This is a genomic window from Neorhizobium sp. S3-V5DH (assembly GCF_004343065.1).
In the GTDB taxonomy this organism is placed as follows: Bacteria; Pseudomonadota; Alphaproteobacteria; order Rhizobiales; family Rhizobiaceae; genus Neorhizobium; species Neorhizobium huautlense.
On sequence record NZ_SMCL01000011.1, the window covers coordinates 150,505 to 174,236 of the forward strand.

The following is a 23,732-nucleotide window of genomic DNA, read 5'->3' on the forward strand; positions in this document are numbered from 1 at the left end:
TTTGCTTGGTTGGACCATCGAAGGAGCCAAGCGAGCTGGCCTCCGCGGCTTCGCTATTAGGCGCATGGACTTCACCGAAGGCGAGACCTACTGGATGGAAGACCTTTGAGACGGTCGAGAAACACCCGGCGCCCGGCGAGCAGTTCTCTAGCCTCTACCATCCCTTCCAAACCTTTCAATGGGCAGACTATTCTGCAAAGCCCGAGCGGGACTATGAGTACGAGGTCGTCGCGATGTATGGCGAACCCGCGGCAGGACGGTCGCGTCAAGGGCAAGGTGCACACCGAGCCGAGTGTCGGTCAGGATCATAGCATCTTCTTCAACCGCGGTTCTCCCGCAACTCAGGAATATGCGAGGCGGTTCGAAACAAGCTGCCCTCCAAGGCCGGCCAGGCGCCTACGAATGGCTGTCGCGCGGGTTGCTAGAATCCATCGTAGCTTTCATCGAGCGGGCTAAGGACGACGCTTGGAGCTTAGAGGGCGCCTTTTACGAGTTTCAATGGCCGGCCGTCCAGGACGCGTTGAAAGCGGCGGAGAGACGAGGCGTTCATCTCTCGATCATCTACGATGATATTGAGAGCGACACCGGGTCATGGGAGAAGAACGAAAAGGCGATTGAAGACGCCGGCTTGGCTGACGTGTGCAAGCCGCGCCAACGCGGACGTCTCATGCACAACAAGTTTCTCGTCCTCAGCGAAGGCGGGAAACTGCAGGCGCTCCTGTTCGGGTCGACCAACCTGACGGAAAACGGCATCTTCGGGCACGCCAACTGCGTTCACATCATCGAGGGCGAGAAGCCGGGCATTTTAATCGCCGGCAAGGCCAAGGACTCACGTAGCGAGCGATGAACTCATTGTTCCCTTCGAATGCCTAACGTTCAGGTCAGGAATACGTCTGAGTTCGCGTATGCAGAGCCATACACAGGTTTTCCCAGAACGTTTCCTGCTTCCTATATGCTTCCTATTAGGAATTTTTAGGTTTAGGACTTCGGCCTATCCACTTGAAAAGATTGGCGCACCCGACAGGATTCGAACCTGTGACCTTTGGAATCGGAAGAAAACATTCAGCCGGAGCCAGCCGCGGGAGGACATGACGGAGGCTCGGCGGCGCCTATCGCATCACGCCGCCAAGCTTCCGGCCGCAGGTGGGGTAACCAAGGGGGTCTCTACGGCCCCGGGAATATTATTGCTGCGGTTTCATAGTTCCAGGTCCGTTAGTAAACATGATCAGCGTTTCCTAAATACCCACAGCCCCCGTTCCAAAATGGAGCGTCTCCGGCCGGCAGCCACTATGTTGTCGGCCGCCGCAGCGTTCATTGACTGCGTTGCTCCTGCCAGAGCCAGCGGCAGAACCAGATCCGGCAACACAGGTGATAAAGGACAACAGGCAGATCAAGAACTCCACGAGCGACCCAATTTGGCGGGTCATCTCATCCGGGAATGCCGGTCATGATCGAGGGCAGGATGGCGCCCTCCTGCCCTCGCCAGTGCTATCGGCGTCGTCGGGCTGACGTGACCTCACATCAGCCAGTCATTCGTCGTGTCTGCGGCCGCGGCAACCGGAGCCTCTTCCAGCGAATAGGCGCGAATGTAGTCGATCTTCATCTGGGAACCGTTGACCAGACCGCTCGAGGGGGTTCCGGCGGCGCCACCCACTGCAAGATTGACCAGCATATACATGGGGTCATGCATGTCCGCCGGCGTATCGGCACGGGCTATGGCGACATCGTCGAAATACCAGACGATCTCGTCTTCATTCCACAACATGCCGTAGGTGTGAAAGCCGTCGGTGCTGGGAACGTTGACCGCTGAACTCTGGGTTGTCTGCGTGCCGGTGGCGTTGGAATGGGCCGAGACATGGAGGGTGTTGGGATCCTGGCCGCGCATCTCCACCACGTCGAGTTCCGGCGGCCAGCTTCCATCCTCGGGAAGCAGCCAGAAGGCTGGCCAGACGCCTCCGTCATTGGGCATATCGGCACGGATCTCGAAGTAGCCGTAGGTTTGAGAGAAGGTGGAGTGCGTATTGAGCAAGCCCGACGTGTAGTCATATCCATTCACCAGGCTCTCGAGCGCCGCCGGCGTCGGCTTCGCGGTGATCGTCAGCACCCCGTTATTGACGGAGAAGGGGTTTGCCGAAGCGGTCGGGGCATAGAGCGGATTGATATACCACTGCAGTTCGCCATTTGTCGGCATGGAGCTGCCCTTGGCGGGAGCCCAAGGAAACTTGGCGTCCCAGGTGCCGCTTGTGCCGTTGTAAAGAAACAGCGAATTGAAGTCGTCCGAAAAGGTCTGGGTCAGCCCGGAGCGGTCGAGGCTCAGGGCGAATTGATCTGGGTTGAGTTTATCCGCCGTCGTTCCAGCTAAAACGAGGCTCTCCCCGCCGCCAAGGTCAATGCGCAGGTTTGCGCCTTCTTGGATGAAATGGCTGCTGAGCTGTTCGAAGGATGTGAATCCGTACTTGTTCAGCCGGATGGTGTCGTCCGCGCCAAAATCGGTAATCAGATCGCTGCCGTTTCCCTTGGCAAAGATGAAGGTGTCCGCGCCACCGCCGCCGATCAGGACGTCATTGCCCGCGCCGCCGTCGAATGTCTGCCGGCTGGACGAGCCGGAGATGATGTTGTCGACGCTGTTTCCGAAAGCGAAACGTTTGTCGCCTGTCACTCGGAGGTTTTCGAAATTCTGGGGGAGAGTATAGCTCATCCAGGTGTCGATAGTATCGACGCCGGAATTTGCGGCTTCGTAGGCCCGATTGATGCTCGAGTAGAGGTAATAGATGTCATCGCCTGTACCGCCGCTCATGGTGACGTTGACGGAACTATCGCCCCACATGGAGTCGTTGCCGGCAGTTCCCGATAAGGTCGGCCCGGAGCCGGTGGCGGAAAACCACGCCGTCGAGGTGCCACTATAATAAAGCGTCTTACCCACGGCGTTCAAAACGGTTCTGGTCATCAAGCCTCTCCTGTTTTGGCTAAATCCTCCCGATATCTCCTCTCAAAGATGTCTGCACGACGGGCGGACATCGCTCCTCCGAAACCTAGGTAACCTGCATGGGTTCCCATGGCCAGCCAAAATCGGCATCCGCGCCGATCAAATCCGGCCGCGTGACACTTCAGCCGATCCGCCTGCGCAGGACCGCATAGGCGGCCCCCGCGCTCATGGCCGCCAAGAAATACCAGGTGATGGCGTAGAAGAGATGGCTGTTGCGGAACTGCACGACCGTCAGCCCGCCGACCGGCAAGCCGCTGGGATTGGGGGCAGAATCGGCATCGATGAAAAAGGGAGCGACGTTCGTGAGCCCTTTGGCGGCGGCAATCGCTGCCACGTCGCGGGAATACCAGCGGTCATTGTGGGGGACATTGGTTCGCAAAAAAGCGCCATCCGGCTCGGTGATGCGCAGGAGTCCGCCAACCTCAACCGTGCCCGCGACTTCTCCATCCGCCCGTGACGCCGGGTCGCGGCGGTCTTCCGGCACGAAGCCGCGGTTGACCAGGATCGTTGTACCGTCGGCCCGTTGAAGCGGCGTCACGACCCAGAAACCAGATCCAAGCACCGTTACCGCCTGAACCAGGACCTCCCTGTCGTGGAGGAATGTGCCGCTTGCAGTGATGCGGCGGTACTCGTCCTTTTCCGCGGTAATGCCGGCCCATTCGGCCGGTCCCGGAGACGGTGCGGGATCGGCATGCACCCGGGCCTCCACCCGCTCGATCAGGTCGAGCTTCCAGAAAAGCCGCTGCACCTGCCATGTGCCGAGACCCAGGAAAACTGCGACCAGCAGCAACATGGCAGTCGCAAAAAGCAGCCGGGACCGGTGAGACGGTGAAGCCTTTTCCTCTCCTGATGTCACGCGAACCGCTCCCGAATTCACGGTAGCGGATCCCTACGGCATGTTCTTCATCATTTCCGGCGACATCGGCATCATGTTGGCGTTCAGATGATGCATGACCCAGAGCGAACCGGCGAGCGCGATGCCGACGAGCACCAGCGTGAAAATGAGCGCCATGATCGTCCAGCCGCCTTCTGAGCGGGGATTCATATGAAGGAAGTAGATCATGTGGACGACGATCTGGACGACGCCAACGCCCATGACGAGAAAGGCGGTCAAGAGCTTGCTGTCGAAGACGCCGCCCATGACGAGCCAGAACGGAATGGCGGTCAGGATGACGGAAAGCAGAAAGCCTATGACATAACCCTTCAGGGAACCGTGGCCGGCTCCATGGCCGTTGCTGTGGCCGTGATGGGTGGCGGAGGCGCTTTCGTGGGCGGGGGCGTGCGAGCTCATCCGAGGACTCCGATCAGATAGACAAAGGAAAAGACGCCGATCCAGACAACGTCGAGGAAGTGCCAAAACATCGAAAGGCACATCAGCCGGCGCCGGTTTTCAGGGATCAATCCCCGCATCGAGACCTGCACCATCAGGGTTATCAGCCAGATGATGCCGAAGGTGACGTGGAGGCCATGCGTGCCGACCAGGGTGAAGAAGGACGAGAGGAAGGCGGATCGAGTGGGACCGGCGCCTTCATGGATCAGATGATTGAATTCATAGAGCTCGAGCCCCAGGAAGATCGCGCCGAACACGCCGGTAACGCCGAGCCAGAACAGCGTCTCGGCCTTGGCATTGCGCTCCATCTGCAGCATGGCAAAGCCGTAGGTGATCGACGACAGCAACAGCATGGCCGTGTTGACGGCCACCAGCGGCAGGTCGAACAGATCGGCGGGCGAGGGGCCGGCAGCATAGGAGCGGCCAAGGACGCCGTGGGTCGCAAACAGCACCGCGAAGATCAGGCAGTCGCTCATCAGATAGAGCCAGAAGCCCAGCATGGTGCTGCCTTCCGGGTGGTGGTCCTCGGTGAGGTAGAATTCCGGCTTGTCGGTTTCTTGCGCCTGGAGAGTGCTTGCCATGTCAGGTCCGCTCCGCGAGCAATTGGGAGCGCGCGTCCTCTGTTGCAGTTACGGTTTCGGCTGGGATGTGGAAATCCCGGCTGTAGTTGAAGGTGTGGCCGATCGCGACCGCAAGCATCGCGACGAAAGACAGGGCCGCCAGCCACCACATGTACCAGATCATGCCGAAGGCAAAGGCGACGCTGATGGCAGCCAGGATCAAGCCTGTTCCGGTGTTCTTCGGCATGTGGATGGGTCTGAACCCGGCGAGCGGGCGCTCGTAGCCGCGGCGCTTCATATCGTACCAGCTGTCATGATCGTGCACGACCGGCGTAAAGGCGAAGTTGTAGTCCGGCGGCGGCGAAGATGTCGACCATTCCAGCGTCCGGCCATCCCAGGGATCTCCGGTCGTATCGCGCAGCTGGTCGCGCCTGAGGAAGCTGACGACCAGCTGGATGATGAAGGCGGCAATGCCGAGCGCGATCAGGAAGGCTCCGAAGGCGGCGATCACGAACCAGATCTGCAGGGACTGGTCCTCGAACTGGGAGACACGACGGGTAATACCCATCAGGCCGAGCACGTAGAGCGGCATGAAGGCGACGTAGAAGCCGATCAGCCAGAACCAGAAGCTCATCTTGCCCCAGAACGGATCCAGCCGGTAACCGAACGCTTTGGGATACCAGTAATTGACGCCGGCGAGCAGTCCGAAGACCACGCCGCCGATGATCACGTTGTGAAAATGCGCGATCAGGAACAGGGAGTTGTGCAGGACGAAATCGGCAGGAGGGACGGCCAGCATGACACCCGTCATGCCGCCGATGACGAAGGTCACCATGAAGCCGATCGTCCACAACATCGGCACTTCGTAGCGGATCCGGCCGCGATACATGGTGAAGAGCCAGTTGAACATCTTGGCGCCGGTCGGGATCGAGATGATCATCGTGGTGATGCCGAAGAAGGCGTTCACCGACGCCCCAGAGCCCATGGTGAAGAAGTGGTGCAACCAGACGATATACGACAGGATCATGATGACGCATGTCGCATAGACCATCGAGGCATAACCGAAGAGGCGCTTGCCGCAGAAGGTCGCCACCACTTCCGAAAAGATGCCGAAGGCCGGCAGGATCAGGATGTAGACCTCCGGATGACCCCAGATCCAGATGAGGTTCACATACATCATCGGATTGCCGCCAAGATCATTGGTGAAGAAATTGGTGCCGACGTAGCGGTCGAGCGTCAGGAGCGCGAGGGTTGCGGTCAGGATCGGGAAGGTCGCGACGATCAGCACGTTGGTGCAGAGCGAGGTCCAGGTGAAGACCGGCATCTTCATAAAAGTCATGCCCGGCGCGCGCATCTTGACGATCGTGGCGATGAGGTTGATGCCGGAAAGTGTGGTGCCGACACCCGCCACCTGCAATCCCCAGATGTAGTAATCCACGCCGACACCCGGGCTGTAGTCGGCGCCTGAAAGCGGCGGATAGGCAAGCCAGCCGGTGCGGGCGAACTCGCCGACGAACAGCGACAGCATGATGATGATCGCGCCGGCCGTCGTCATCCAGAACGAGAAATTGTTCAGGAACGGGAAGGAAACGTCGCGGGCGCCGATCTGCAGCGGCACGATATAATTCATCAGGCCGGTCACGAAGGGCATTGCCATGAAGAAGATCATGATCACGCCGTGGGCCGAGAAGATCTGATCGTAGTGGTGCGGGTTCAGGTAGCCTTCACTGCCGTTGAAGGCGATCGCCTGCTGGATGCGCATCATGATCGCGTCGGCAAAACCGCGAAGCAGCATGACCAACGCCAAGACCACGTACATGATGCCGATCTTCTTGTGGTCGACGCTGGTAAACCACTCCGTCCAGAGATAGCCCCAGAGCCTGTATTTGGTAATCAGCCCCAGCAGGGCGAGTCCGCCCAGAGCCACGACAGCGAATGTCACGACGAGGATGGGTTCGTGATAGGGGATGGCCTGCCATGAGAGCCGCCCGAAGATGAATTCCGTCAAAGTGTTGTTGCCGAACATGGTTCTATCCAAAATCGATTGATACGCCGGTCAGGGCTGCGTCGCGCCGGGTTGGTTCATCTGCGGCGCTGCGGGTCCGCCCGGAGCGCTGCCTGGCGTCGTGTGGCCTTCATGCATGTCCTGCTGGATTGGCGTCTGTGACGGCTGATGCGGCGCATCCACCCCTTCGGCAGGCTCCGGGCTGCGGGCGGGATTGCCGGTGGCGGGGAATGTGGCGCCTGGGCTTGCCGCTCCATGGGAAACTTCGCCGGCATGGCGGTTGTCATATTCGAGCCTGGAGCGGCTGTCGTGGCTTTCCGTACCGCCGCCGCCCGCCATGTCGATATGCATCATCTCGCTCATGCACATCTGGCCGGGGCGCGCGCACATGTTGAGGATAGCGTTGAAGAGCCCATCCTCGACGCTGGCAAAATAGCGGACCGGCTCCTTGGCGCTCGGCTTTTCGAGCTTCAGGTAGGCATCGCGACTGAGAGCGGTGCCCTGCGTCTTTACCCGCGCGACCCATTGATCGAAGCCTGCCTGCTGCAGACCATGGAACTTGAAGCGCATGTGGGAAAAGCCGTCGCCGCTATAGTTGCTGGAAAGGCCGTCGTACGCGCCTTCCTTGTTGATGACGGCGTGCAATTTGGTCTGCATGCCGGGCATCGCGTAGATCATCCCGGCAAGCGCGGGAACGTAGAACGAGTTCATCACCGAGGATGCCGTGATCTTGAAGTTGATCGGCACGTCGACGGGCGCTGCCATCTCGTTGACCGTCGCGATCCCGTAGTCCGGGTAGAAAAACAGCCACTTCCAGTCGAGCGCCACGACCTCGACCGTAAGCGGCTTTGTCTCGGCAGGTATGGCGCGTTCGGCGTCAAGCCGGTCCAGTGGGCGGTAAGGGTCGAGCTTGTGGGTGCTGATCCAGGTGACTGCGCCGAGCGCGATGATGATGGCCAGAGGCGCGGACCAGATGACGACTTCGAGCCGTGTCGAATGATGCCATTCCGGATCGTACGGGGCGCTTTCATTGGAGTGGCGGTATCGCCAGGCGAAAAACAGCGTCAGGATAATGACCGGCACGATGATCAGCAACATCAGCACCGTCGAAACGACGATCAGGTCCCGCTGCTGAGCGGCGATATCGCCCGAAGGCGACATGACCACCATGTTGCATCCGGTGAGAGCCAGGGCAGGCAGGAAAAGGAAGAGACGACCGACGAACTTGGAAAGACTTTGCATCTCGGGCTCGAAATTTGCGTTTTGTCTAGTTGGACTAATCGCGACGAGGCACGGTCGGGAATGAGGTCGTTCGTCGCAGTGCAGCAATTTGTCGCAATGCAACAACGAAACCTTTTGCCTGATCAGCACTTCCTGAGGCTGAACGCAAAAAGTCGCCGATGCCCGCCTGACGACATCTAGGACGCAATGCCGCTCCGGCTAGAGGGCCGCGGCTCTTAAGACGCTTCAAGCTTTTTCGCCGACTGTTCTTGATCTCGCCGGCGGTTTGATCAACATTTCCCGTGTGAGGCGGAGTCACGCCAGGAGGAAAGCATGAACACGGTCGTCAATCCCACATCGTCTGGCATGGAACGGGATGCCCGCCGGATTCACGACGACAAGCCGATATCGGCGGGCAGCATCGCCATCGGTGTGATCATCGGTCGCATGTCGGAGTTCTTCGATTTTTTCGTCTACGGCCTCGGTTCCGTCCTCGTTTTTCCCAAGCTTATCTTTCCCTTCGCTCCCGATCCGGTAACGGCAACCTTGATGTCGTTTGCGATCTTTCCGCTGGCTTTCATGGCGCGGCCGGTCGGATCCTTCGTGTTTATGTGGATCGACCGGAACTACGGGCGCGGCACAAAGCTGACGATTGCGCTCTTTATTCTGGGCGGATCGACCGCGTCGATCGCTTTCCTGCCAGGATATGAAACCATCGGTTATTGGGCGGTGGCGCTTCTGGCGCTCTTCCGTCTCGGACAGGGATTTGCGCTTGGCGGCGCCTGGGATGGTCTGGCTTCCCTCCTCAACCTCAACGCGCCTCCCAACCACCGCGGCTGGTATGCGATGATCCCGCAACTTGGAGCGCCCATCGGCTTTGCGCTGGCGAGCATCCTGTTTGGCTATTTCGTCGCCAATCTTTCGGAAGCCGACTTCCTAGCCTGGGGCTGGCGTTACCCGTTCTTCGTCGCTTTCGCGATCAACGTCGTGGCGCTTTTTGCCCGGTTGCGGATCGTGGCGAGCAAGGAGTTTGGCTCGGCGCTGGAGGCCAATGAACTGCAGCCGCGGCCCGTCTTCGAAATGCTCGGCAAACACGCCCACGACGTCGTGCTCGGCGCCTTCGTTCCGCTCGCGAGCTTTGCCATGTTTCACCTGGTGACGATTTTCCCGCTGAGCTGGGTGACGCTTTACGGCGGCCAGTCGGCGGCCGAATTCCTGTGGGTTCAGGTAGCCGGGGCGGCTGTCGGGATCATCGGCATCGTCCTGTCAGGGGTGCTTGCCGACCGTATCGGCCGTCGCGGCCAGCTGATGGCGGGCGCGGTGATCATCGCGATCTTCTCGTTCTCGGCGCCCTTCCTGCTCGACGCAGGGGGCAAGGGACAGGATGCCTTCATCATCATCGGCTTCGGTATCCTGGGCCTGTCCTTCGGCCAGGCCTCCGGCGCCGTTTCCTCTCGTTTCAGCCAGTATTACCGCTATACCGGCGCGGCACTAACGTCAGACCTTGCCTGGCTGGTGGGGGCCGGGTTCGCACCCCTGGTGGCGCTCGGCCTTGCCAGCAATTTCGGCATCATCTTCATCGGCGGATATCTGATTTCGGGCGCCATCTGCACGATCGCAGCGCTCAGCCTCAGCAAGGTCCTGGACCAGAGCGGCGAGCCCGGACGGTCGTAGTCCGCCCAGTTACCTTCTCCCCGCCGGGGAGAAGGTGTTTCGAAGAGCCGGAGAATAGGCTTCAGGCAGCCTTCCTGGCCAGTATCGGCCGGGTGGCGGCGGCTTTTTCGACCATGGCGGTGACCTCCGCGCGACGGGCGCCGGTCAAGGTCATCCTCGGCATGCGGACGCGTTCCGATCCGCGGCCCATGATCTGCTCTGCAAGCTTGATCGATTGAACGAGGTCATGTTCGGCATCGAGATGCAGAAGCGGCATGAACCAGCGATAGATGCGGCGGGCCTCCTCCCAATCGCCGCGGGCTGCCGCAGCCACGAGCGCCACCGATTCCTGCGGGAAGGCGCTGGTAAGGCCTGATACCCAGCCCTTGGCGCCGAGCAGCAAGCCCTCAAGCGCCACATCGTCAAGCCCGGCGAAGATATCGAACCGGTCGCCAAAGGCATTGATCAGGTCGGTGAAGCGGCGGGGGTCCGGCGCGCTTTCCTTGACGGCTTTGATGTTTGCCACGCCTTCGAGCTCGCGCAGCACCTCGTTGGTGATGTTGACGCGGTAGGCGGGTGGATTGTTGTAGAGCATGATCGGCAGCGACGTTGCCGCCGCGACCGCCTTGAAATGCGCGACCAGCTCCTCCGGCTTCGGCACATAGACCATGGCCGGCAGAACCATGAGGCCGTCGGCGCCGAGCTTTTCTGCATCCCGGGCGTAAGCCACGGCGCGGCGGGTGTCGAATTCGGAAACGCCAGTGATCACCGGCACACGCCCGCCGACGACTTCGACGGCCGCCTTGAGGATCGTCCGCTTCTCTTCCGGATCGAGGGAATTGTTTTCACCGCAGGTGCCCATGACGATGAGCCCGTTGACGCCATCGCGCACGAGCGCATCCTGCACGCCCTGCGTCGCCTCGATGTCGATCGAGAAATCCTCGTTGAACTGTGTCGTCACGGCAGGAAAAACGCCGCTCCAGCCTGTGGTCATTGTCAAGCACTCCTATGGTTGTCGGATCCGTTGCTGCCGGTGAAGCGGTCAGGCAAAGGGTTCGGTCGGGCTCATTGCCGGCTGGGTAAACCATTCCGGGCCTGTTGGGGTCATGTGGATATGGTCTTCGAGACGTATGCCGAAGCGCCCCGGAAAAACGATCATCGGCTCGTTCGAAAAGCACATGCCGGGTTCGAGCACGGTGGGGTTGCCGCGTACGACATAGGGCTCCTCGTGGATTTCCATGCCAATGCCGTGGCCTGCCCTATGCGGAAGTCCGGGAAGCGCATAATCCGGGCCGAGGCCGTGCCTGGACAAAACGCGGCGCGCCGCATCGTCAAGACTGCCGCAGGTCGCGCCAGGGCGACAAGCTTCGAAGACGGCCTGTTGCGCTTCGCGCTCGATTGACCAGGCGGACGTAAATTCCGTCGTGGGCTCTTCCATCACATAGGTGCGGGTGAGGTCGGAATGGTAGCCGTCGATCCGGCAGCCGGTGTCGACCAGCACGACGTCTCCGGGCTGATAGATCTGATCACCGTCAGCCCCGTGGGGCAGGGACGTCGCGAGACCGAAGGACACGATACAGAAGCTGGAGCCGCTGGCGCCAAGCGCGCGATGCTGCTCGTCGATATGACGCACGACCTCGGATGCCGTGATGCCCGGCTTGATGATCGCATGCGCCCGGCGATGCACCTCCAGCGTCAGATCCATCGCATATTGGATGATGGCAATTTCTGTATCCGACTTTCGAAGCCGCATGGCGCGGATCAGCCGGCCTCCATCAAAAAGCCGATCGGCGCCGAAGACGGCGGCGAGCTGGTGATAGACGAAAAGAGGCAAGGCGTCGTCGAGAGCGAGCTTCACGCCAGGCCGCAAGAGCGACGCGACCAGGGCAGCGCTGCTTTCGTCTTCCTGCCAAAGGGCGATTTCGCCCGGCAGATGCGGCAGGCTTGCTATCCGGCTTTCTTCAAAACCCGGTGCAATATAGGTGACCGCGTTTGGCGTCACCAGCGCGCCAACGAGCCGCTCGCTTGGATGCCAGACCAAGCCGGTAAAGTAACGAAGGCTCTCCGTCGAGCCGAGCAGCAGTCCCCCCAGTTGTCTTTCTTCCAGCGAAGCCTGCAGCAGCGAAAGCCGCCGGCGGCGTTCATCATCTGTGATCTTCGGGACAGGGTGAGACCAGGACATGTCGGATTCCTTGCTTGCCCGGACGTTATATCTCTCTGTATTTAGTTTGTCGACAGAAACTTAGGGTGCGACATCGGTCTTCAGACGGGCTTTTCCAGATCGAGAGGATCACCCAGGTCGCGGGCAAGATAATCCTGGATCTGCTTGACGATCTGGGCGGCATGCTGAATGGCAAGATCATCGGCCTGTCCGGCGTCGCGAGCCTCGATCGCCGCGATGATCTTTTCATGTTCCTCGACATATTGGCGCGGCAGGCGATCGTCGAATGTCCGGTAATAAAGCCGCAGGATCCGCCGCCCCTCATCGAGAAGCCGCGCGAAGAAGGAGGTATAGTATGCATTGCCGGCAAGCTCGGCGATGGCGACGTGGAATTCGCGGTTCGCCTCGATCATCCGCAAGGCGTCCTGCGCTTCGACGGCGGCTGCGAATTCTGCCTGGCGGGCACGAATGACCTTCATTGCCTCCGGCTCCGACCGCATCGCTGCCCCGCGGGTGGTAACTCTGTACATCAATGTCAGCGCATCGAAATAGCCAGGAAGCGACGCAAAATCGATCGGTGAAACGATAGTGTTGCGGTTGGGAAGCGTGGTGATGAGGCCTTCGGCAGAAAGACGCAGGAGCGCCTCCCGCACGGGAGTGCGCGACATCCCGAAGCGATCCGAGAGCCGCACCTCGTCAAGCGGGCTTCCCGGCGGCAGCGCCATGGCGAGGATCTCCCGGCGCAATACCGCATAAACGCTCTGGGTGCCGGAGCCGCGGGGACGGGGAGGCTCGTTCTCGTCCGGCTCTATCCTTGCCATGATGTCGCAATTCCTTGTCTGATGTTTGATAAAACGCGACCGGCCACTTGTTGTCCCGCCACAATGGCTCCCTCGATATAGCCCGGGAAAGAGGGGGAGAGCTCGGAAGACGCAAAATAGACGGGCGGTGCGCCGCGGTTGAGAAGATCCTCGGCGTCTGCGGCATCGAGATCGACGATGACGTCGCTATAGGCGCCGCCGCTCCAGGGATCGGCAACCCAATCGCGGATATGGATCTCTTGAGGATGCCCTGCTTCCGGACCGAACGCGTCGGCAAGCAGATCCAGGATGAAGGCCCGCAATTCTTCGCGTGACCTGCCGTGCCATTCCGCAGCGAGGGGACCACCGATGAAGACAACCAACCCCGAATGCTCCCCATGGCTTGCATCGCAGGCATAGAGGCCTTGCGGTTCCTGCCACAACACCGACCCGTTCAGCGCATGGGCGCGCCAGAACGGTCGAGCATAAGTCACGTGGACCTTTATCGCGTCGCCGGCGCCCCAGGCCGCAAGTGCCCGGTTCAGGGGAGCCGGGAGAGCCGGCGAAAACGACAGCCGGCGGGTCATGCTCGGCGGCAGGGCGAGGATGAGTTTGCGCGCGGAAAGACGCTCCTGCTCCACTTTCACCGTGACACCATCTGGGGAGCGATCCACATGAGTGACACAGGCATTCAGCCGCAGCCGATGATCCAGGCTGGCGGCAATACGTTCGGCCAGCCCGTGCATGGTTCCGGCGAGGAACATCTCCAATTCCGAATGGGTATTGGTTATCCGCCGATCGTTCGACGCGAGGTAGGTGAAGGAGATTTCATCCGGAGACCGGCACCAGAGGCCTTTGACGAGCCGCAGAAAGCCTTGTGCGACATTTGCAGGAATGTCCTGCCGTGCAACCCAGGCGGCAACGGTCAGCCCGGCCAGGTCCGGATCGGGATCCGCTGCGATCATCCGCTCCCGAAGCGCATCGACCCGCTGCCACAGGTCACGGCCTTCGGCAGGTGAAACGGGGGGACGGAAAACGGTTTCCCCATCGGCATAGGCCATCACCGGTATCGTGCCATGGGTCTCAATAAGCGCCATCAATTGCGGCATGTCCCGGCAGAAGAACTGTCCGCCGGTGTCGACCCGTCTGCCGTTCGCAAGGATGGCGGATTCGACCTTTCCGCCGACCCGGCTGCGTGCTTCGAGCAGGAGCACGTCGAGGCCCGCTTTGGCCAGTTCCGATGCGGCGACAAGGCCGGTAAAACCTGCGCCGACAATGATGACGTCCCGTTCCGGCATACGCTTCCCCGCTGCCACTGTCTCCGTCAGCCATTAGCGGAAGAGGGCCGTCACGTCCATTCGTCCGAGGTGCCGGGGAAGAGCCCTCGTCGGATGCCCGACTTCGATGACCCCTCGACTACGCTTTTGCACGCTGGAGCATGCCGAAGAGGTCTCGCGGATCGTCCGGATCCGCGATGATGTCGATCTCCTGGTAAAAATCGGTTCGCCGAAGCCTTTCGCGAACGTAGCGGAGGGCGGAGAAATCTTCGATGGCAAAACCGACGCTATCGAAAAGGGTGATCTGGTGCTCGTCGCGCCGTCCAGGTGCCAGCCCTGCGACGACCTGCCAAAGCTCGGTTACGGGGTAGTCAGGCGCCATCTGCTGAATTTCACCCTCGATTCGCGTCTGCGGTGGATATTCCACGAAAGTGTCTGCACGCAGTAGGATGTCGCGGTGGAGCTCGGTCTTTCCAGGGCAATCGCCGCCGATCGCATTGATATGCACACCGGCGCCAATCATGTTGTCCGTCAGAATGGTTGCGAACTGCTTGTCCGCGGTGCAGGTTGTGATGATCTCCGCCCCTTCGATGGCAGCCTGCGAGGAACGGCAGCCGGTGACGGACAAACCTGAGCCGGCGAGGTTGCGGATCGTCTTTTCGGTCGCTGCCGGATCGATGTCGTAAAGGAGGACGTGCTCGATGCCGAGCACCGCTTTCATCGCCAATGCCTGGAACTCCGCCTGCGCACCATTGCCGATCAGCGCCATCGTCCTGGCGCCGTTGCGCGCAAGATGGCGTGCTGCCATGGCAGACGTTGCGGCCGTGCGCAAAGCGGTCAGCAATGTCATCTCCGTCAGGAGCACGGGGTAACCGGTCGAGACTTCCGCCAGCAGGCCGAAGGCGGTCACCGTCTGAAGCCCGTGGGCCATGTTTTTCGGATGTCCGTTGACATATTTGAAGCTGTAGATCTCGCCGTCGGAGGTCGGCATCAATTCGATGACGCCTTCACGCGAATGGGACGCGACGCGCGGCGTCTTGTCGAACGCCCCCCACCGGCGGAAGTCGTCCTCGATAACGCCTGCCAGTTCCTCAAGGAAGGCCTCGACACCGATGTGATGCACGAGCCGCATCATGTTTTCGACGCTGACAAAGGGGATAAGGGCTTTTTGGGAAGGGGCCTGCAGCACATCTGTCTCCTTGGTACTCTCGGCAAGGATACCAGCCCGCCGCGCTCCGCTAAATGCCAAAGCTGTGTTGCATCGGTCAGCATTTTGGACAAATTGACCAGTCATGTTGCCCAGTTTGCGAAGAAGGCTCGTTATGGAGAATGCAAAATATATTCCCGACGATCTCGACCGGCGGATTATCGCGCATTTGCGGGCGGACGGCCGGGCCTCGCTGTCGAGGCTTTCAAAGGCTCTTGGCGTTGCCCGAGGTACCGTGCAGAACCGCCTCGACCGGCTGATGGAAACCGGAACACTGCTTGGCTTCACCGTGCGGGTGAGGGAGGATTACGATGCGCAATCCGTGCGGGCGGTGATGATGATCGAGGTAGTGGGCAAGTCCACCACCCAGGTTATTCGCAGGCTCCGCGGCATCGCCGAAATCTATTCGCTCCATACCACCAACGGCAATTGGGATCTCGTGGCCAATATCCGTGCATCCAGCCTTTCGGATTTCGATCGCGTGCTGCGCGAGGTGCGCATGATCGATGGCGTGTCGAATAGCGAAACCAGTCTGCTGCTCAGCTCGGTCTAAGCCAGACGGTTGTCGGCCTTGCCCGAACCACTGGTTGTGAAGAAACCTAGCACGGGAAACGAGAGCGGCCCAGAAGGCCTTGTTCTTCTAGTTTTCGTCGTTCATCGCGGCTCGTAAAATTGCATTGATGCGGTCTTGCCAACCGGGGCCAGCCGACTGGAAATATGCCAGCACTTTGCTGTCGAGCTTGAGGGTAACGAGTTCCCTGGCATTCGGCAGTACTGGCTGTTCGACAGGTGCCGCCGCCGGCTTCTTGGCCGGGCTGAACAGTGCTTCGGCGGCGTCACGCGGATTGGCGGCTCGTCTCGGCGTCTTCATGGATTCGTCCTTGGTTGCTCAATGCCGCGCGGCCAGACACGCCTTTAGCATTGAAGAGCCGCACTATCTTGAAAATCATCAGCGGGTTCCGGACCTACCTGCCGAAACCGGCGAGACTTATGACGCTGAAGATTGGATCATCGATCATCTTTCGACCGCGCATCGGCGACCGTCGCCCTTCCTGTATCACCGCAAGCATGGGATTGATACGGAGAAGTGCCGAATGGACACCGTTTCCGCCCGATGGAGCGCTGGGCATATTCCGCGGGTTCCATAGTTAAGCACACGCTACAAATCGCCTCTAGCCATTAACTTCTTATTAAAAAGACAGAATCCGGATTTCGGGAGGTGGCTGCAATTGAACTCTTGATTGGAGACGCCCTGAATTTACAGCTTTTCGGCCATTTCTGAGAGGCGTGCATCACTGTGAGAATCTCGATGTCGTGCCGAAGCCGATAGGGGATGATGTAGGGAATGTCGGACAATACGAGTTCGCGCGTGCCGGTGATGCGACCGATGCGACCAGCGGCCGGAAGCTCTGCCAGCTTATCTACAGCAGCGACGAGCCGGGTAACCACTCGTCCAGCGGCATTCGGTCTTACTGTACCGAAATGGTTGTTTTCGTGGAGATCATAGTTCTGATCCACAAAGAGAGAGCCGTAAGCGAGATAGCCGAGGACCTCGTCTCGATCCCTCAGCAGTTTACCGTCGCTCAGCGTGAAAAAATGTCGCTGCAGGTTCAGGTTCTGCAGAACTTGTTCTGTGAATTCAAAAACGCAAAGGTCTCGGCGTCGTCGTCGGTGGGCTCGCCCACGGAGAGATATCTAGAGAACCCGGCTGAACTGATGTAGGCGTTCTAATCGAGATTGATCACGCCCACCGACTTCTCTAGAATGCCTTTGGGCTGATGCGCCGTGGTCACAAGGAGCCTCGGCCTGAACTTATGAAGCAGTCCAACTTTTTGTCCGCACGCCACCGGCTCAGTTTTGCGTGGAAACCAACAGTCCAGCCTCCCAAAATCAGCTTGAAAAAGTCCTTGCGGTCGCATTCACGTCCGGCAACATCGGGTTACGGTTCGCTGGGCTCCATATCGCGTGAAGTTCAACAAAACAGTCTTTGCGCAGGTCCAGGGGCCGGAACACGACGTCGTTGAAGCATGCGTTCTGCGTTCCCGCGGGAACGATAGCCAGACCGATTTCAGCGCTGACCAGCGACAGGATCGCCTGGGAGTGAGTCATGCTCTGTACGATCCTAGGAGAAACGGCGGCATCCGCAAGCAGTTGCGTCAGCTTGTCGTGCAGGTAGCGCGCCTGAGGAGCGAACATGACGAAAGGCTCACCACTCAGCATAGTGAGAGCCGGGCGCCGCTTTGCTGCGAGAGGGTGAGCTTTGGGGGCCGCCAGCATCATCGGTTCGCGGGCGACGCACAGGCAGTCAAGGTGATGTGGCCCGGTCAACGGGCGCGAAAAGCCCAGATCAATCTGCTCGTCATTGATCGCCTTCAGTTGTTCAGCCGTCTCCATCTGCACCAATTCCAGCTCGACATGAGGCGCAGAAGCGCGAGCGCGCGTGATGAAGGCTGGAAGGAAGCTGTAGGTCGCGGCACCAACGAATCCGATCCGTATCGATCCGGCGCTGCCGCGGGCTGCGCCTCTTGTCGCGGCGACGGCTGCTTCGCTTTGTGCAAGCAGTTTCTGGGCCTCAGGAAGAAATGCACGACCGGCGGGCGTTAACACGACGCGTCGGCTGCTCCTTTCGAAGAGTGGAACATCGAGCTGCTGTTCCAGAAGCTTCATCTGCCGGCTGAGCGGAGGTTGCGTTATGTTGAGGCGGCGGGCAGCGCGGCTGAAGTTCAGCTCTGCCGCAAGAGCGATGAAGGATCTAACATGGTTCATGTCCAGCATCTATTTAAATCCGGCATAGATTATCATCAATATTCGATTTGGACTTAGATGGATCCCCGCGGTATCAGTCAAGGGAAGATCAAACGTCAGGGGCCTGAACCATGGACACAAAAGCGACAATGGGTTCGCTGCAACAGAACAACAGCGCCGACAACATCGCTTGGGTAAAGCTGTCCTCGATCTTCTTGCCGCTGAAAACGCCCATCAGCGATGCAAAGGTTCTGACCGGTCGACAGAAGCCGCTGACCGAAGTGGCATTTCTGTTTGCCGAGATCGAGACCAACCAGGGCTATAGCGGCATCGGCTTCAGCTATTCCAAGCGAGCCGGCGGCCCGGGACAATACGAACATGCGAAAGAGATCGGCAATGTCCTGATTGGCGAGGACCCGAACGACATCGGTAAGCTCTGGCACAAGCTCTGCTGGGCAGGGGCGTCGGTCGGGCGCAGCGGTTTGGCCGTTCAGGCCATTGCCGCCTTCGACGTGGCACTATGGGATCTCAAAGCCAGGCGCGCCGGCCTGCCGCTCGCAAAACTGCTCGGCGCCCACCGCGATTCCGTGCGTTGCTACAACACGTCAGGCGGCTTCCTGTCCTCTCCGCTCGAGGAGGTTTTGGACAATGTCGAGCAGTCGATCGCTGCCGGGATTGGCGGCATCAAGATCAAGGTCGGCCAGCCTGACATGGTTAAGGACTTGAAGCGCGTGGCCGCCGTCCACGAGCTTATGAACGGCCGCGCGGCGATGATGGTCGATGCCAACCAGCAATGGGACAGACCAAGCGCGATGCGGTTCGGCCGACTGATGGAGCCTTACAATCTCACCTGGATCGAGGAGCCTCTGGATGCTTATGACGTGGAGGGCCACGCCATGCTTGCAGCACAACTCGATACTCCAATCGCGACCGGCGAAATGCTGGCGAGCGTCCTCGAACATGTAGCGCTCATCAACAACAACTCCGTCGACTTCATCCAGCCAGATGCGCCACGTGTCGGCGGCATCACCCAGTTCCTGAAGATCTGCGCGCTGGCCGAAGCGAAGAAACTGCAGTTGGCGCCGCATTTCGCGATGGAGATTCATCTCCATCTGGCTGCAGCCTACGAGCTTGAGCCATGGGTGGAGCATTTCGATTGGCTCGATCCGCTGTTCAACGAGCGGCTAGAGATCAAGGACGGTCGAATGCTCGTGCCGACCCGGCCGGGGCTTGGCATATCGCTCTCTGAACAGGCACAGCAATGGAAACGTGCGGAGGCAGAGTTCGGAAAGCGACCGTAAGCGCGGACCTCAGGCGGTCCCGCGGGTGACGATTTGGAAGTCGACATTCATCATGGTTTCCACATGCTCGTCTCCAGCGATCTTTCGGAGGATCGACTGCGCCGCTTTCGTGCCTATCCCTCGGCGGTCGATGCGGACGGTCGTCAGGGGAGGGTGGGTGTGCGGCGCGAAGTCGAAATCGCCGAAGCCGACAATCGCAAGATCGTCAGGGATGCGGCAGCCCCGAGCGTATGCTTCAGCCAATGCACCATGAGCCACAACATCTGAAGAACAGAAAACGCCAAGCGAGCCCTGGCCGCGATCGAGAAGCTGCGCCATGGCAACGCGGCCGTCCCGGAAAGTGGAGGGTGTACCCATTTCCAGATCCGGCAGTTCAACAGTTGCTACCCCCTCGAAGCGATGAATAAAGCCGTCGCGGCGCTGAACTGCGCGGGGATCGTTGGCGCCAATCTGGGCGTAGCGGTCATATCCTCGGCGCAGCAGGTGATCGGCAACAAGTGCGCCCACTGCTGTGTGAGAAAAGCCGACTGCCGTATCAAGCGGAGAAGGAGTGGAATCCCATATCTCCACGATCGGCAATCCCGCACCTGTTAGCATGGCGCGGGTTTCCTTGAGATGCGTTATGCCGGTAAGAATGATGCCATCGGGGCGGCGCGCCAGAATCGCCCGCGTCAGTTCAAGCTCCCGCTGCGCATCATAGCCGCTCAAGCCCAGAAGCAGTTGATACCCCACCGAGACAAGTTCGGCGTTCAGACCTTCGATCGTTTCGGCAAAGATGGTACTGGAGACCGCCGGCACGATGGCGGCGATGAGCTTTGTTCTGCGCGATGCGAGGCCGCCGGCGAGAAGGTTGGGCACGTAACCGGTTCGCGCAATGACCCGTTCGATCGCTTCCCGCGTCCGAGGCTTTACCAGATGCGGCGTATTGATTGCTCGCGACACCGTGACGGGCGATACTTCTGCCAGCCTCGCGATATCGGCCAGTGTCACCGGGCCGGAGGGAAGCTTTTGCTTATTCCTGATCTGATCGGCCATGATACCTTCCTGCCAAAAATGATTTACGCATTCATTGGCGTCCTTATCAAGCGGCGCACTATCGAATTTCCGGGAAGATGAACTAAGAGCTTGATTCATAGGTGTAACAAATTTTTGCGGCGTGCTTGCGACTCTTGTTTTAGTAGCTAAAATGGAAGCGCTTCCATTTCTTCCTGAGGAGGGATCAGAAATGGTGGTCTTTTGGAACTGGCCGAGGCCAGGCAGGTGGAGGAGAATTCATGTACCTCAAGAGATTTATGATGTGTGCGGCCGTCGCGGCTGCCCTGACCGTTGCAGGCGTGCAGCCCGGCGCCGCCGCCGATAATTACCCCTCGAAAACCGTTACTGTCGTTGTTCCCTTCGCGGCCGGCGGCAATACGGACACGTTCGGCCGCCTCGTGGCTGAGGAACTAGATAAGCGGCTGGGCCAGCGCTTCATCGTAGAGAACAAGCCCGGGGCCGGCGGTAATGTCGGGCTCGGCGACTTAGCGCGGTCGAAGCCGGATGGCTATACGATTGGGATGGGCACGGTCAGCTCCAACGCCATCAATCAGACGCTCTACAAGACGCTGCCCTATGACAAGGAAAAAGGCTTTGAGCCGATCTCGCTAATCGCCAGCCTGCCGAACGTGCTGGTGGTCAACCCCGACAAAATCAAGGCCAACACCGTGGAGGAGCTGGTGGAGTTCCTGAAGACCGACTCGGCCAAGCATACCTATGCATCCTCGGGCGTCGGAACCTCGATCCATCTTGCCGGCGAACTCTTGGCCACCAAGACGGGCGTCAAGATCACCCATGTGCCTTACAAGGGCAGCAGCCAAGCCATTCTCGATGTGGTTGCCGGTCACGTCGACATGATGTTCGATAACATTCCGACCGCTGCTCAGCAGGTGAAGGCAGGCAAACTCAAGGCGCTGGCTGTCACCAGTCTGGAAAGAGCAAAGTTGCTTCCCGACGTGCCCACCATGGCAAGCATCATTCCGGCCTTCGAAGCAACCTCTTGGCATGGGCTGTTCGCGCCTCCCGGCACGCCGCCCGAAATCGTCGAAAAGCTTAGCAAGGAAATTCAGGCCATCATCGCCGACCCGGCTATGAAGGCGAAGCTCGAAGCGATGGGGGTGACCCCGGTCGGCAGCAGCTCGGCAGAGTTCAAGGACTTTATCGCCAAGGAAACGGTGAAGTGGGCCGAGGTCATCAAAGCCGCAAACGTTCCTCTGCAATGACCGATCTTGCCGGCCGGGTTCTGCCTGGCCGGCAACAACATTCATCTGCGAGTATCATGCCATGCTGAAGATAAGAAACGGCCGCGACTTCGTCGGCGGCTTGACGATGATCTGCGTCGCCCTGCTGTTCATCTGGTTCGGCCGCGATCTGGAAGTGGGCAACTCATTCCAGATGGGCCCCGGTTACTTTCCGACCATGCTGAGCCTCGTTCTGATCGCGATCGGCGTGCTTATCATCGTACAGTCGATCACCGTTCATGCCGAAGAAGGCGAGCCGGAAGCGTGGAACTGGAGGGGCTACTTTCTGGTCATCGTCGGGCCGGTCTTCTTCGGTCTTGCACTTTCCGGCCTGGGTCTGGCTCCCACCATTTTCCTTCTGGTCGTCGGTGTCGCGGCTGCGAGCAAACATGCCAACTGGCGACACTCGATCCTGCTCGCCCTGTTCCTGTCGGTGTGTTCGGTTTTCCTGTTCACACGGCTGCTGTCGCTTCCTATCAGCGCCTTCGGACCCTGGCTCCCATTTTTCGGCGACCTTTAAGATCGCCAGCCAACCGATGAAACCGGATGGATTGCATATGGATATCTTTTCTAATCTTCTACTCGGGGCGTCGACCGCCTTCCTGCCGATGAATCTGTTCTACGGCTTCGTCGGCTGTCTTCTCGGGACGGCGATCGGCGTATTGCCGGGCCTTGGGCCAACGGCAACCATTGCCATGCTGCTGCCGATCACCTTCGGCCTGCCGCCAGAATCCGCGCTCATCATGCTGGCCGGCATCTTTTACGGGGCCCAGTACGGCGGTTCCACCACAGCGATCCTCATCAACCTTCCGGGGGAAAGCTCCTCCGTCGTCACAGCGATCGACGGCTATCAGATGGCTCGCAATGGCCGCGCCGGTGCCGCACTCGCGACTGCGGCCCTTGGTTCCTTCTTTGCCGGCACCGTTGCGACCATCCTGCTAGCGTTAGCGGCGCCGCCTCTGGCTGCTGTAGCGCTCAATTTCGGCCCGGCCGAATATTTCTCGCTGATGGTGCTCGGTTTGGTCGCGTCTGTGGCGCTTGCGAGCGGCTCGCTCCTCAAGGCGATGGCGATGATCGTCTTCGGCCTGATCCTTGGAACTGTAGGCACCGACGTCGAGAGCGGCACTCCTCGGTATGTGTTCGACATCCCCGAACTCTACGACGGCTTAAATTTCGTGGCCGTCAGCATGGGGATTTTTGGGCTCTGCGAGATCTTGCGCAATCTTGAGCATGAACGGAAGCGGTCCGTCGGCATCAAGAAGGTGAGCGGGCTGATGCTGACGAAAGATGAGTTCAAGCGGGTTCGCGGTCCCGTCCTTCGCGGTACGGCACTTGGCTCCTTTTTGGGCGTCCTGCCGGGTGGCGGGGCGATGCTGGCCTCATTTGCTGCCTATGCGATGGAGAAGCGGCTTTCGCCCAATCGCGCGCAGTTCGGAAAAGGCGCGATCGAAGGCGTTGCCGCGCCGGAGTCGGCTAACAATGCCGGCGCTCAGACGTCCTTTATTCCCATGCTGACCCTTGGTATTCCCGGAAACCCGGTCATGGCGTTGATGGTGGGCGCGATGATCCTCCAGGGGATCACTCCAGGCCCTAATGTCATCTCGGATGAACCGGCTCTGTTCTGGGGCATGATCGTCTCCATGTGGTCGGGCAACCTTATGCTCGTCATCCTCAACCTACCGCTGATCGGCCTTTGGGTGCGGATGCTGACGGTGCCGTATCATTTGCTCTTCCCGGCGATCATCGGTTTCTGCTGCATTGGCGCCTACAGCATCAACAACAGCGTTTTCGACGTGTTCATGATGGCCGGCTTCAGCGTCGTCGGCTTCGCTCTGAGCAAGCTGCGCTTCGAGCCGGCCCCGCTGCTCCTAGGCTTCGTCCTGGGCTCGATGCTGGAAGAGAACCTCAGGCGCGCGATGCTGATCAGCCAGGGCGATCCTATGATCTTCCTGCGCAGCCCGCTGAGCCTGTCGCTGCTGATCTTCGCCCTCATCGTCCTCGCCCTCGTGCTGTCGCCGAGCATAAGCCGGAAGCGAGAAGAGGCATTCACTGAATAACGGGCGCCAGCGATTGAAAAATAGGTGCCATTCGGCACGGGAGTTTGAAATGGTAGGCAGGAAAACTTACGAGCAACTGCGCTCGGCGCGATGGATGATGCCTGACGATCAGCGTTCTTTCGGCCATCGATCACGAACCATGCAGATGGGCTA

General features: G+C 59.7%; 21 protein-coding genes and 1 pseudogene. 7 read left to right on the forward strand and 15 right to left on the reverse strand.

The annotated features are described in order from the left end of the window. Positions 1-349 precede the first annotated feature (349 nt). The gene (locus tag EDE09_RS28460) at positions 350-847 is read left to right on the forward strand and encodes a phospholipase D-like domain-containing protein (RefSeq protein WP_207914858.1); all 498 of its coding nucleotides are present in this window, start codon (positions 350-352) and stop codon (positions 845-847) included. Positions 848-1,516: 669 nt separating this feature from the next. On the opposite strand, the gene EDE09_RS16770 is transcribed toward EDE09_RS28460, so the two are convergent. From EDE09_RS16770 to cyoA, 6 genes are all read right to left on the reverse strand, one after another. Further along, positions 1,517-2,947 (reverse strand): family 16 glycosylhydrolase, encoded by a 1,431-nt coding sequence (locus EDE09_RS16770; protein WP_132411877.1) that lies wholly within the window; start codon positions 2,945-2,947, stop codon positions 1,517-1,519. A 160-nt stretch (positions 2,948-3,107) separates the two neighbouring features. Beyond that, on the reverse strand, positions 3,108-3,779 hold the full coding sequence (locus tag EDE09_RS16775) for an SURF1 family protein (RefSeq protein ID WP_132411912.1): 672 nt from the start codon (positions 3,777-3,779) through the stop codon (positions 3,108-3,110). Positions 3,780-3,875: 96 nt separating this feature from the next. Continuing rightward, complete coding sequence (gene cyoD / locus EDE09_RS16780) at positions 3,876-4,277, reverse strand: cytochrome o ubiquinol oxidase subunit IV (RefSeq protein ID WP_105372416.1); 402 nt, start codon at positions 4,275-4,277, stop codon at positions 3,876-3,878. Then, positions 4,274-4,897, reverse strand: a complete 624-nt coding sequence (cyoC, locus tag EDE09_RS16785) for a cytochrome o ubiquinol oxidase subunit III (RefSeq protein WP_105372417.1) — start codon at positions 4,895-4,897, stop codon at positions 4,274-4,276. Before cyoC ends, cyoD begins: the two co-directional genes overlap by 4 nt. A 1-nt stretch (position 4,898) precedes the next feature. Beyond that, positions 4,899-6,902, reverse strand: a complete 2,004-nt coding sequence (gene cyoB, locus EDE09_RS16790; RefSeq protein ID WP_132411879.1) for a cytochrome o ubiquinol oxidase subunit I — start codon at positions 6,900-6,902, stop codon at positions 4,899-4,901. Positions 6,903-6,932: 30 nt separating this feature from the next. Beyond that, the gene (gene cyoA / locus EDE09_RS16795) at positions 6,933-8,123 is read right to left on the reverse strand and encodes a ubiquinol oxidase subunit II (protein ID WP_132411881.1); all 1,191 of its coding nucleotides are present in this window, start codon (positions 8,121-8,123) and stop codon (positions 6,933-6,935) included. A gap of 312 nt (positions 8,124-8,435) precedes the next feature. Between cyoA and EDE09_RS16800 the strand changes: the two genes are divergently transcribed. Further along, a complete protein-coding gene (locus EDE09_RS16800) occupies positions 8,436-9,776 on the forward strand; it encodes an MFS transporter (RefSeq protein WP_105372420.1) in 1,341 nt (446 codons plus the stop codon). 61 nt (positions 9,777-9,837) lie between these two features. On the opposite strand, the gene EDE09_RS16805 is transcribed toward EDE09_RS16800, so the two are convergent. The 5 genes from EDE09_RS16805 to EDE09_RS16825 all read right to left on the reverse strand — a co-directional run bounded on the left by EDE09_RS16805 (position 9,838) and on the right by EDE09_RS16825 (position 15,182). Further along, positions 9,838-10,749: a dihydrodipicolinate synthase family protein gene (locus tag EDE09_RS16805; RefSeq protein ID WP_132411882.1), complete on the reverse strand. Its 912-nt coding sequence runs from the start codon at positions 10,747-10,749 to the stop codon at positions 9,838-9,840. Between the two features lie 48 nt (positions 10,750-10,797). Further along, positions 10,798-11,937 carry a Xaa-Pro peptidase family protein gene (locus EDE09_RS16810; RefSeq protein ID WP_132411883.1) on the reverse strand — a complete coding sequence of 380 codons (1,140 nt, stop codon included), beginning with the start codon at positions 11,935-11,937 and terminating at the stop codon, positions 10,798-10,800. A gap of 80 nt (positions 11,938-12,017) precedes the next feature. Further along, positions 12,018-12,737 carry a GntR family transcriptional regulator gene (locus EDE09_RS16815; RefSeq protein ID WP_132411884.1) on the reverse strand — a complete coding sequence of 240 codons (720 nt, stop codon included), beginning with the start codon at positions 12,735-12,737 and terminating at the stop codon, positions 12,018-12,020. After that, positions 12,725-14,014, reverse strand: a complete 1,290-nt coding sequence (locus tag EDE09_RS16820) for an FAD-dependent oxidoreductase (RefSeq protein WP_132411885.1) — start codon at positions 14,012-14,014, stop codon at positions 12,725-12,727. Before EDE09_RS16820 ends, EDE09_RS16815 begins: the two co-directional genes overlap by 13 nt. 118 nt (positions 14,015-14,132) lie before the next feature. Continuing rightward, a complete protein-coding gene (locus EDE09_RS16825) occupies positions 14,133-15,182 on the reverse strand; it encodes an ornithine cyclodeaminase (protein WP_281033661.1) in 1,050 nt (349 codons plus the stop codon). Between the two features lie 133 nt (positions 15,183-15,315). Between EDE09_RS16825 and EDE09_RS16830 the strand changes: the two genes are divergently transcribed. After that, positions 15,316-15,753 carry an Lrp/AsnC family transcriptional regulator gene (locus EDE09_RS16830; protein ID WP_105372439.1) on the forward strand — a complete coding sequence of 146 codons (438 nt, stop codon included), beginning with the start codon at positions 15,316-15,318 and terminating at the stop codon, positions 15,751-15,753. Positions 15,754-15,840: 87 nt separating this feature from the next. Here EDE09_RS16830 and EDE09_RS16835 read toward each other — a convergent pair whose 3' ends face one another. The 3 genes and pseudogenes from EDE09_RS16835 to EDE09_RS16845 all read right to left on the reverse strand — a co-directional run bounded on the left by EDE09_RS16835 (position 15,841) and on the right by EDE09_RS16845 (position 17,975). Beyond that, entirely contained in the window at positions 15,841-16,071 is a 231-nt protein-coding gene (locus EDE09_RS16835; protein ID WP_112799909.1) for a BrnA antitoxin family protein, read from the reverse strand. 395 nt (positions 16,072-16,466) lie between these two features. Then, a pseudogene (locus EDE09_RS16840) lies at positions 16,467-16,718 on the reverse strand (type II toxin-antitoxin system RelE/ParE family toxin); the annotation flags it as partial. A gap of 372 nt (positions 16,719-17,090) precedes the next feature. Continuing rightward, positions 17,091-17,975: a LysR family transcriptional regulator gene (locus EDE09_RS16845; protein WP_112799904.1), complete on the reverse strand. Its 885-nt coding sequence runs from the start codon at positions 17,973-17,975 to the stop codon at positions 17,091-17,093. Between the two features lie 119 nt (positions 17,976-18,094). Here EDE09_RS16845 and EDE09_RS16850 point away from each other — a divergent pair, with 119 nt between their 5' ends. After that, entirely contained in the window at positions 18,095-19,246 is a 1,152-nt protein-coding gene (locus EDE09_RS16850) for a mandelate racemase/muconate lactonizing enzyme family protein (protein ID WP_281033663.1), read from the forward strand. 9 nt (positions 19,247-19,255) lie between these two features. On the opposite strand, the gene EDE09_RS16855 is transcribed toward EDE09_RS16850, so the two are convergent. Next, complete coding sequence (locus EDE09_RS16855; protein WP_112799900.1) at positions 19,256-20,281, reverse strand: LacI family DNA-binding transcriptional regulator; 1,026 nt, start codon at positions 20,279-20,281, stop codon at positions 19,256-19,258. Positions 20,282-20,520: 239 nt separating this feature from the next. On the opposite strand from EDE09_RS16855, the gene EDE09_RS16860 reads away from it, so the two are divergent. The 3 genes from EDE09_RS16860 to EDE09_RS16870 all read left to right on the forward strand — a co-directional run bounded on the left by EDE09_RS16860 (position 20,521) and on the right by EDE09_RS16870 (position 23,579). Next, positions 20,521-21,504, forward strand: coding sequence for a tripartite tricarboxylate transporter substrate binding protein (locus EDE09_RS16860; RefSeq protein WP_162712418.1), 984 nt, complete (start codon positions 20,521-20,523; stop codon positions 21,502-21,504). A gap of 61 nt (positions 21,505-21,565) precedes the next feature. Beyond that, positions 21,566-22,042: a tripartite tricarboxylate transporter TctB family protein gene (locus EDE09_RS16865; RefSeq protein ID WP_132411887.1), complete on the forward strand. Its 477-nt coding sequence runs from the start codon at positions 21,566-21,568 to the stop codon at positions 22,040-22,042. 37 nt (positions 22,043-22,079) lie between these two features. Beyond that, entirely contained in the window at positions 22,080-23,579 is a 1,500-nt protein-coding gene (locus EDE09_RS16870; protein WP_165924203.1) for a tripartite tricarboxylate transporter permease, read from the forward strand. Positions 23,580-23,732: the final 153 nt, after the last annotated feature.

What these genes read in the sequence shown, in the direction of transcription:
- EDE09_RS28460 (WP_207914858.1), top strand. Translation starts at nt 350, where the DNA reads ATGCGAGGCGGTTCGAAACAAGCTGCCCTCCAAGGCCGGCCAGGCGCC.
- EDE09_RS16770 (WP_132411877.1), bottom strand. Translation starts at nt 2,947, where the DNA reads ATGACCAGAACCGTTTTGAACGCCGTGGGTAAGACGCTTTATTATAGT.
- EDE09_RS16775 (WP_132411912.1), bottom strand. Translation starts at nt 3,779, where the DNA reads ATGTTGCTGCTGGTCGCAGTTTTCCTGGGTCTCGGCACATGGCAGGTG.
- cyoD (WP_105372416.1), bottom strand. Translation starts at nt 4,277, where the DNA reads ATGAGCTCGCACGCCCCCGCCCACGAAAGCGCCTCCGCCACCCATCAC.
- cyoC (WP_105372417.1), bottom strand. Translation starts at nt 4,897, where the DNA reads ATGGCAAGCACTCTCCAGGCGCAAGAAACCGACAAGCCGGAATTCTAC.
- cyoB (WP_132411879.1), bottom strand. Translation starts at nt 6,902, where the DNA reads ATGTTCGGCAACAACACTTTGACGGAATTCATCTTCGGGCGGCTCTCA.
- cyoA (WP_132411881.1), bottom strand. Translation starts at nt 8,123, where the DNA reads ATGCAAAGTCTTTCCAAGTTCGTCGGTCGTCTCTTCCTTTTCCTGCCT.
- EDE09_RS16800 (WP_105372420.1), top strand. Translation starts at nt 8,436, where the DNA reads ATGAACACGGTCGTCAATCCCACATCGTCTGGCATGGAACGGGATGCC.
- EDE09_RS16805 (WP_132411882.1), bottom strand. Translation starts at nt 10,749, where the DNA reads ATGACCACAGGCTGGAGCGGCGTTTTTCCTGCCGTGACGACACAGTTC.
- EDE09_RS16810 (WP_132411883.1), bottom strand. Translation starts at nt 11,937, where the DNA reads ATGTCCTGGTCTCACCCTGTCCCGAAGATCACAGATGATGAACGCCGC.
- EDE09_RS16815 (WP_132411884.1), bottom strand. Translation starts at nt 12,737, where the DNA reads ATGGCAAGGATAGAGCCGGACGAGAACGAGCCTCCCCGTCCCCGCGGC.
- EDE09_RS16820 (WP_132411885.1), bottom strand. Translation starts at nt 14,014, where the DNA reads ATGCCGGAACGGGACGTCATCATTGTCGGCGCAGGTTTTACCGGCCTT.
- EDE09_RS16830 (WP_105372439.1), top strand. Translation starts at nt 15,316, where the DNA reads ATGGAGAATGCAAAATATATTCCCGACGATCTCGACCGGCGGATTATC.
- EDE09_RS16835 (WP_112799909.1), bottom strand. Translation starts at nt 16,071, where the DNA reads ATGAAGACGCCGAGACGAGCCGCCAATCCGCGTGACGCCGCCGAAGCA.
- EDE09_RS16845 (WP_112799904.1), bottom strand. Translation starts at nt 17,975, where the DNA reads ATGCTGGACATGAACCATGTTAGATCCTTCATCGCTCTTGCGGCAGAG.
- EDE09_RS16850 (WP_281033663.1), top strand. Translation starts at nt 18,095, where the DNA reads ATGGGTTCGCTGCAACAGAACAACAGCGCCGACAACATCGCTTGGGTA.
- EDE09_RS16855 (WP_112799900.1), bottom strand. Translation starts at nt 20,281, where the DNA reads ATGGCCGATCAGATCAGGAATAAGCAAAAGCTTCCCTCCGGCCCGGTG.
- EDE09_RS16860 (WP_162712418.1), top strand. Translation starts at nt 20,521, where the DNA reads ATGTACCTCAAGAGATTTATGATGTGTGCGGCCGTCGCGGCTGCCCTG.
- EDE09_RS16865 (WP_132411887.1), top strand. Translation starts at nt 21,566, where the DNA reads ATGCTGAAGATAAGAAACGGCCGCGACTTCGTCGGCGGCTTGACGATG.
- EDE09_RS16870 (WP_165924203.1), top strand. Translation starts at nt 22,080, where the DNA reads ATGGATATCTTTTCTAATCTTCTACTCGGGGCGTCGACCGCCTTCCTG.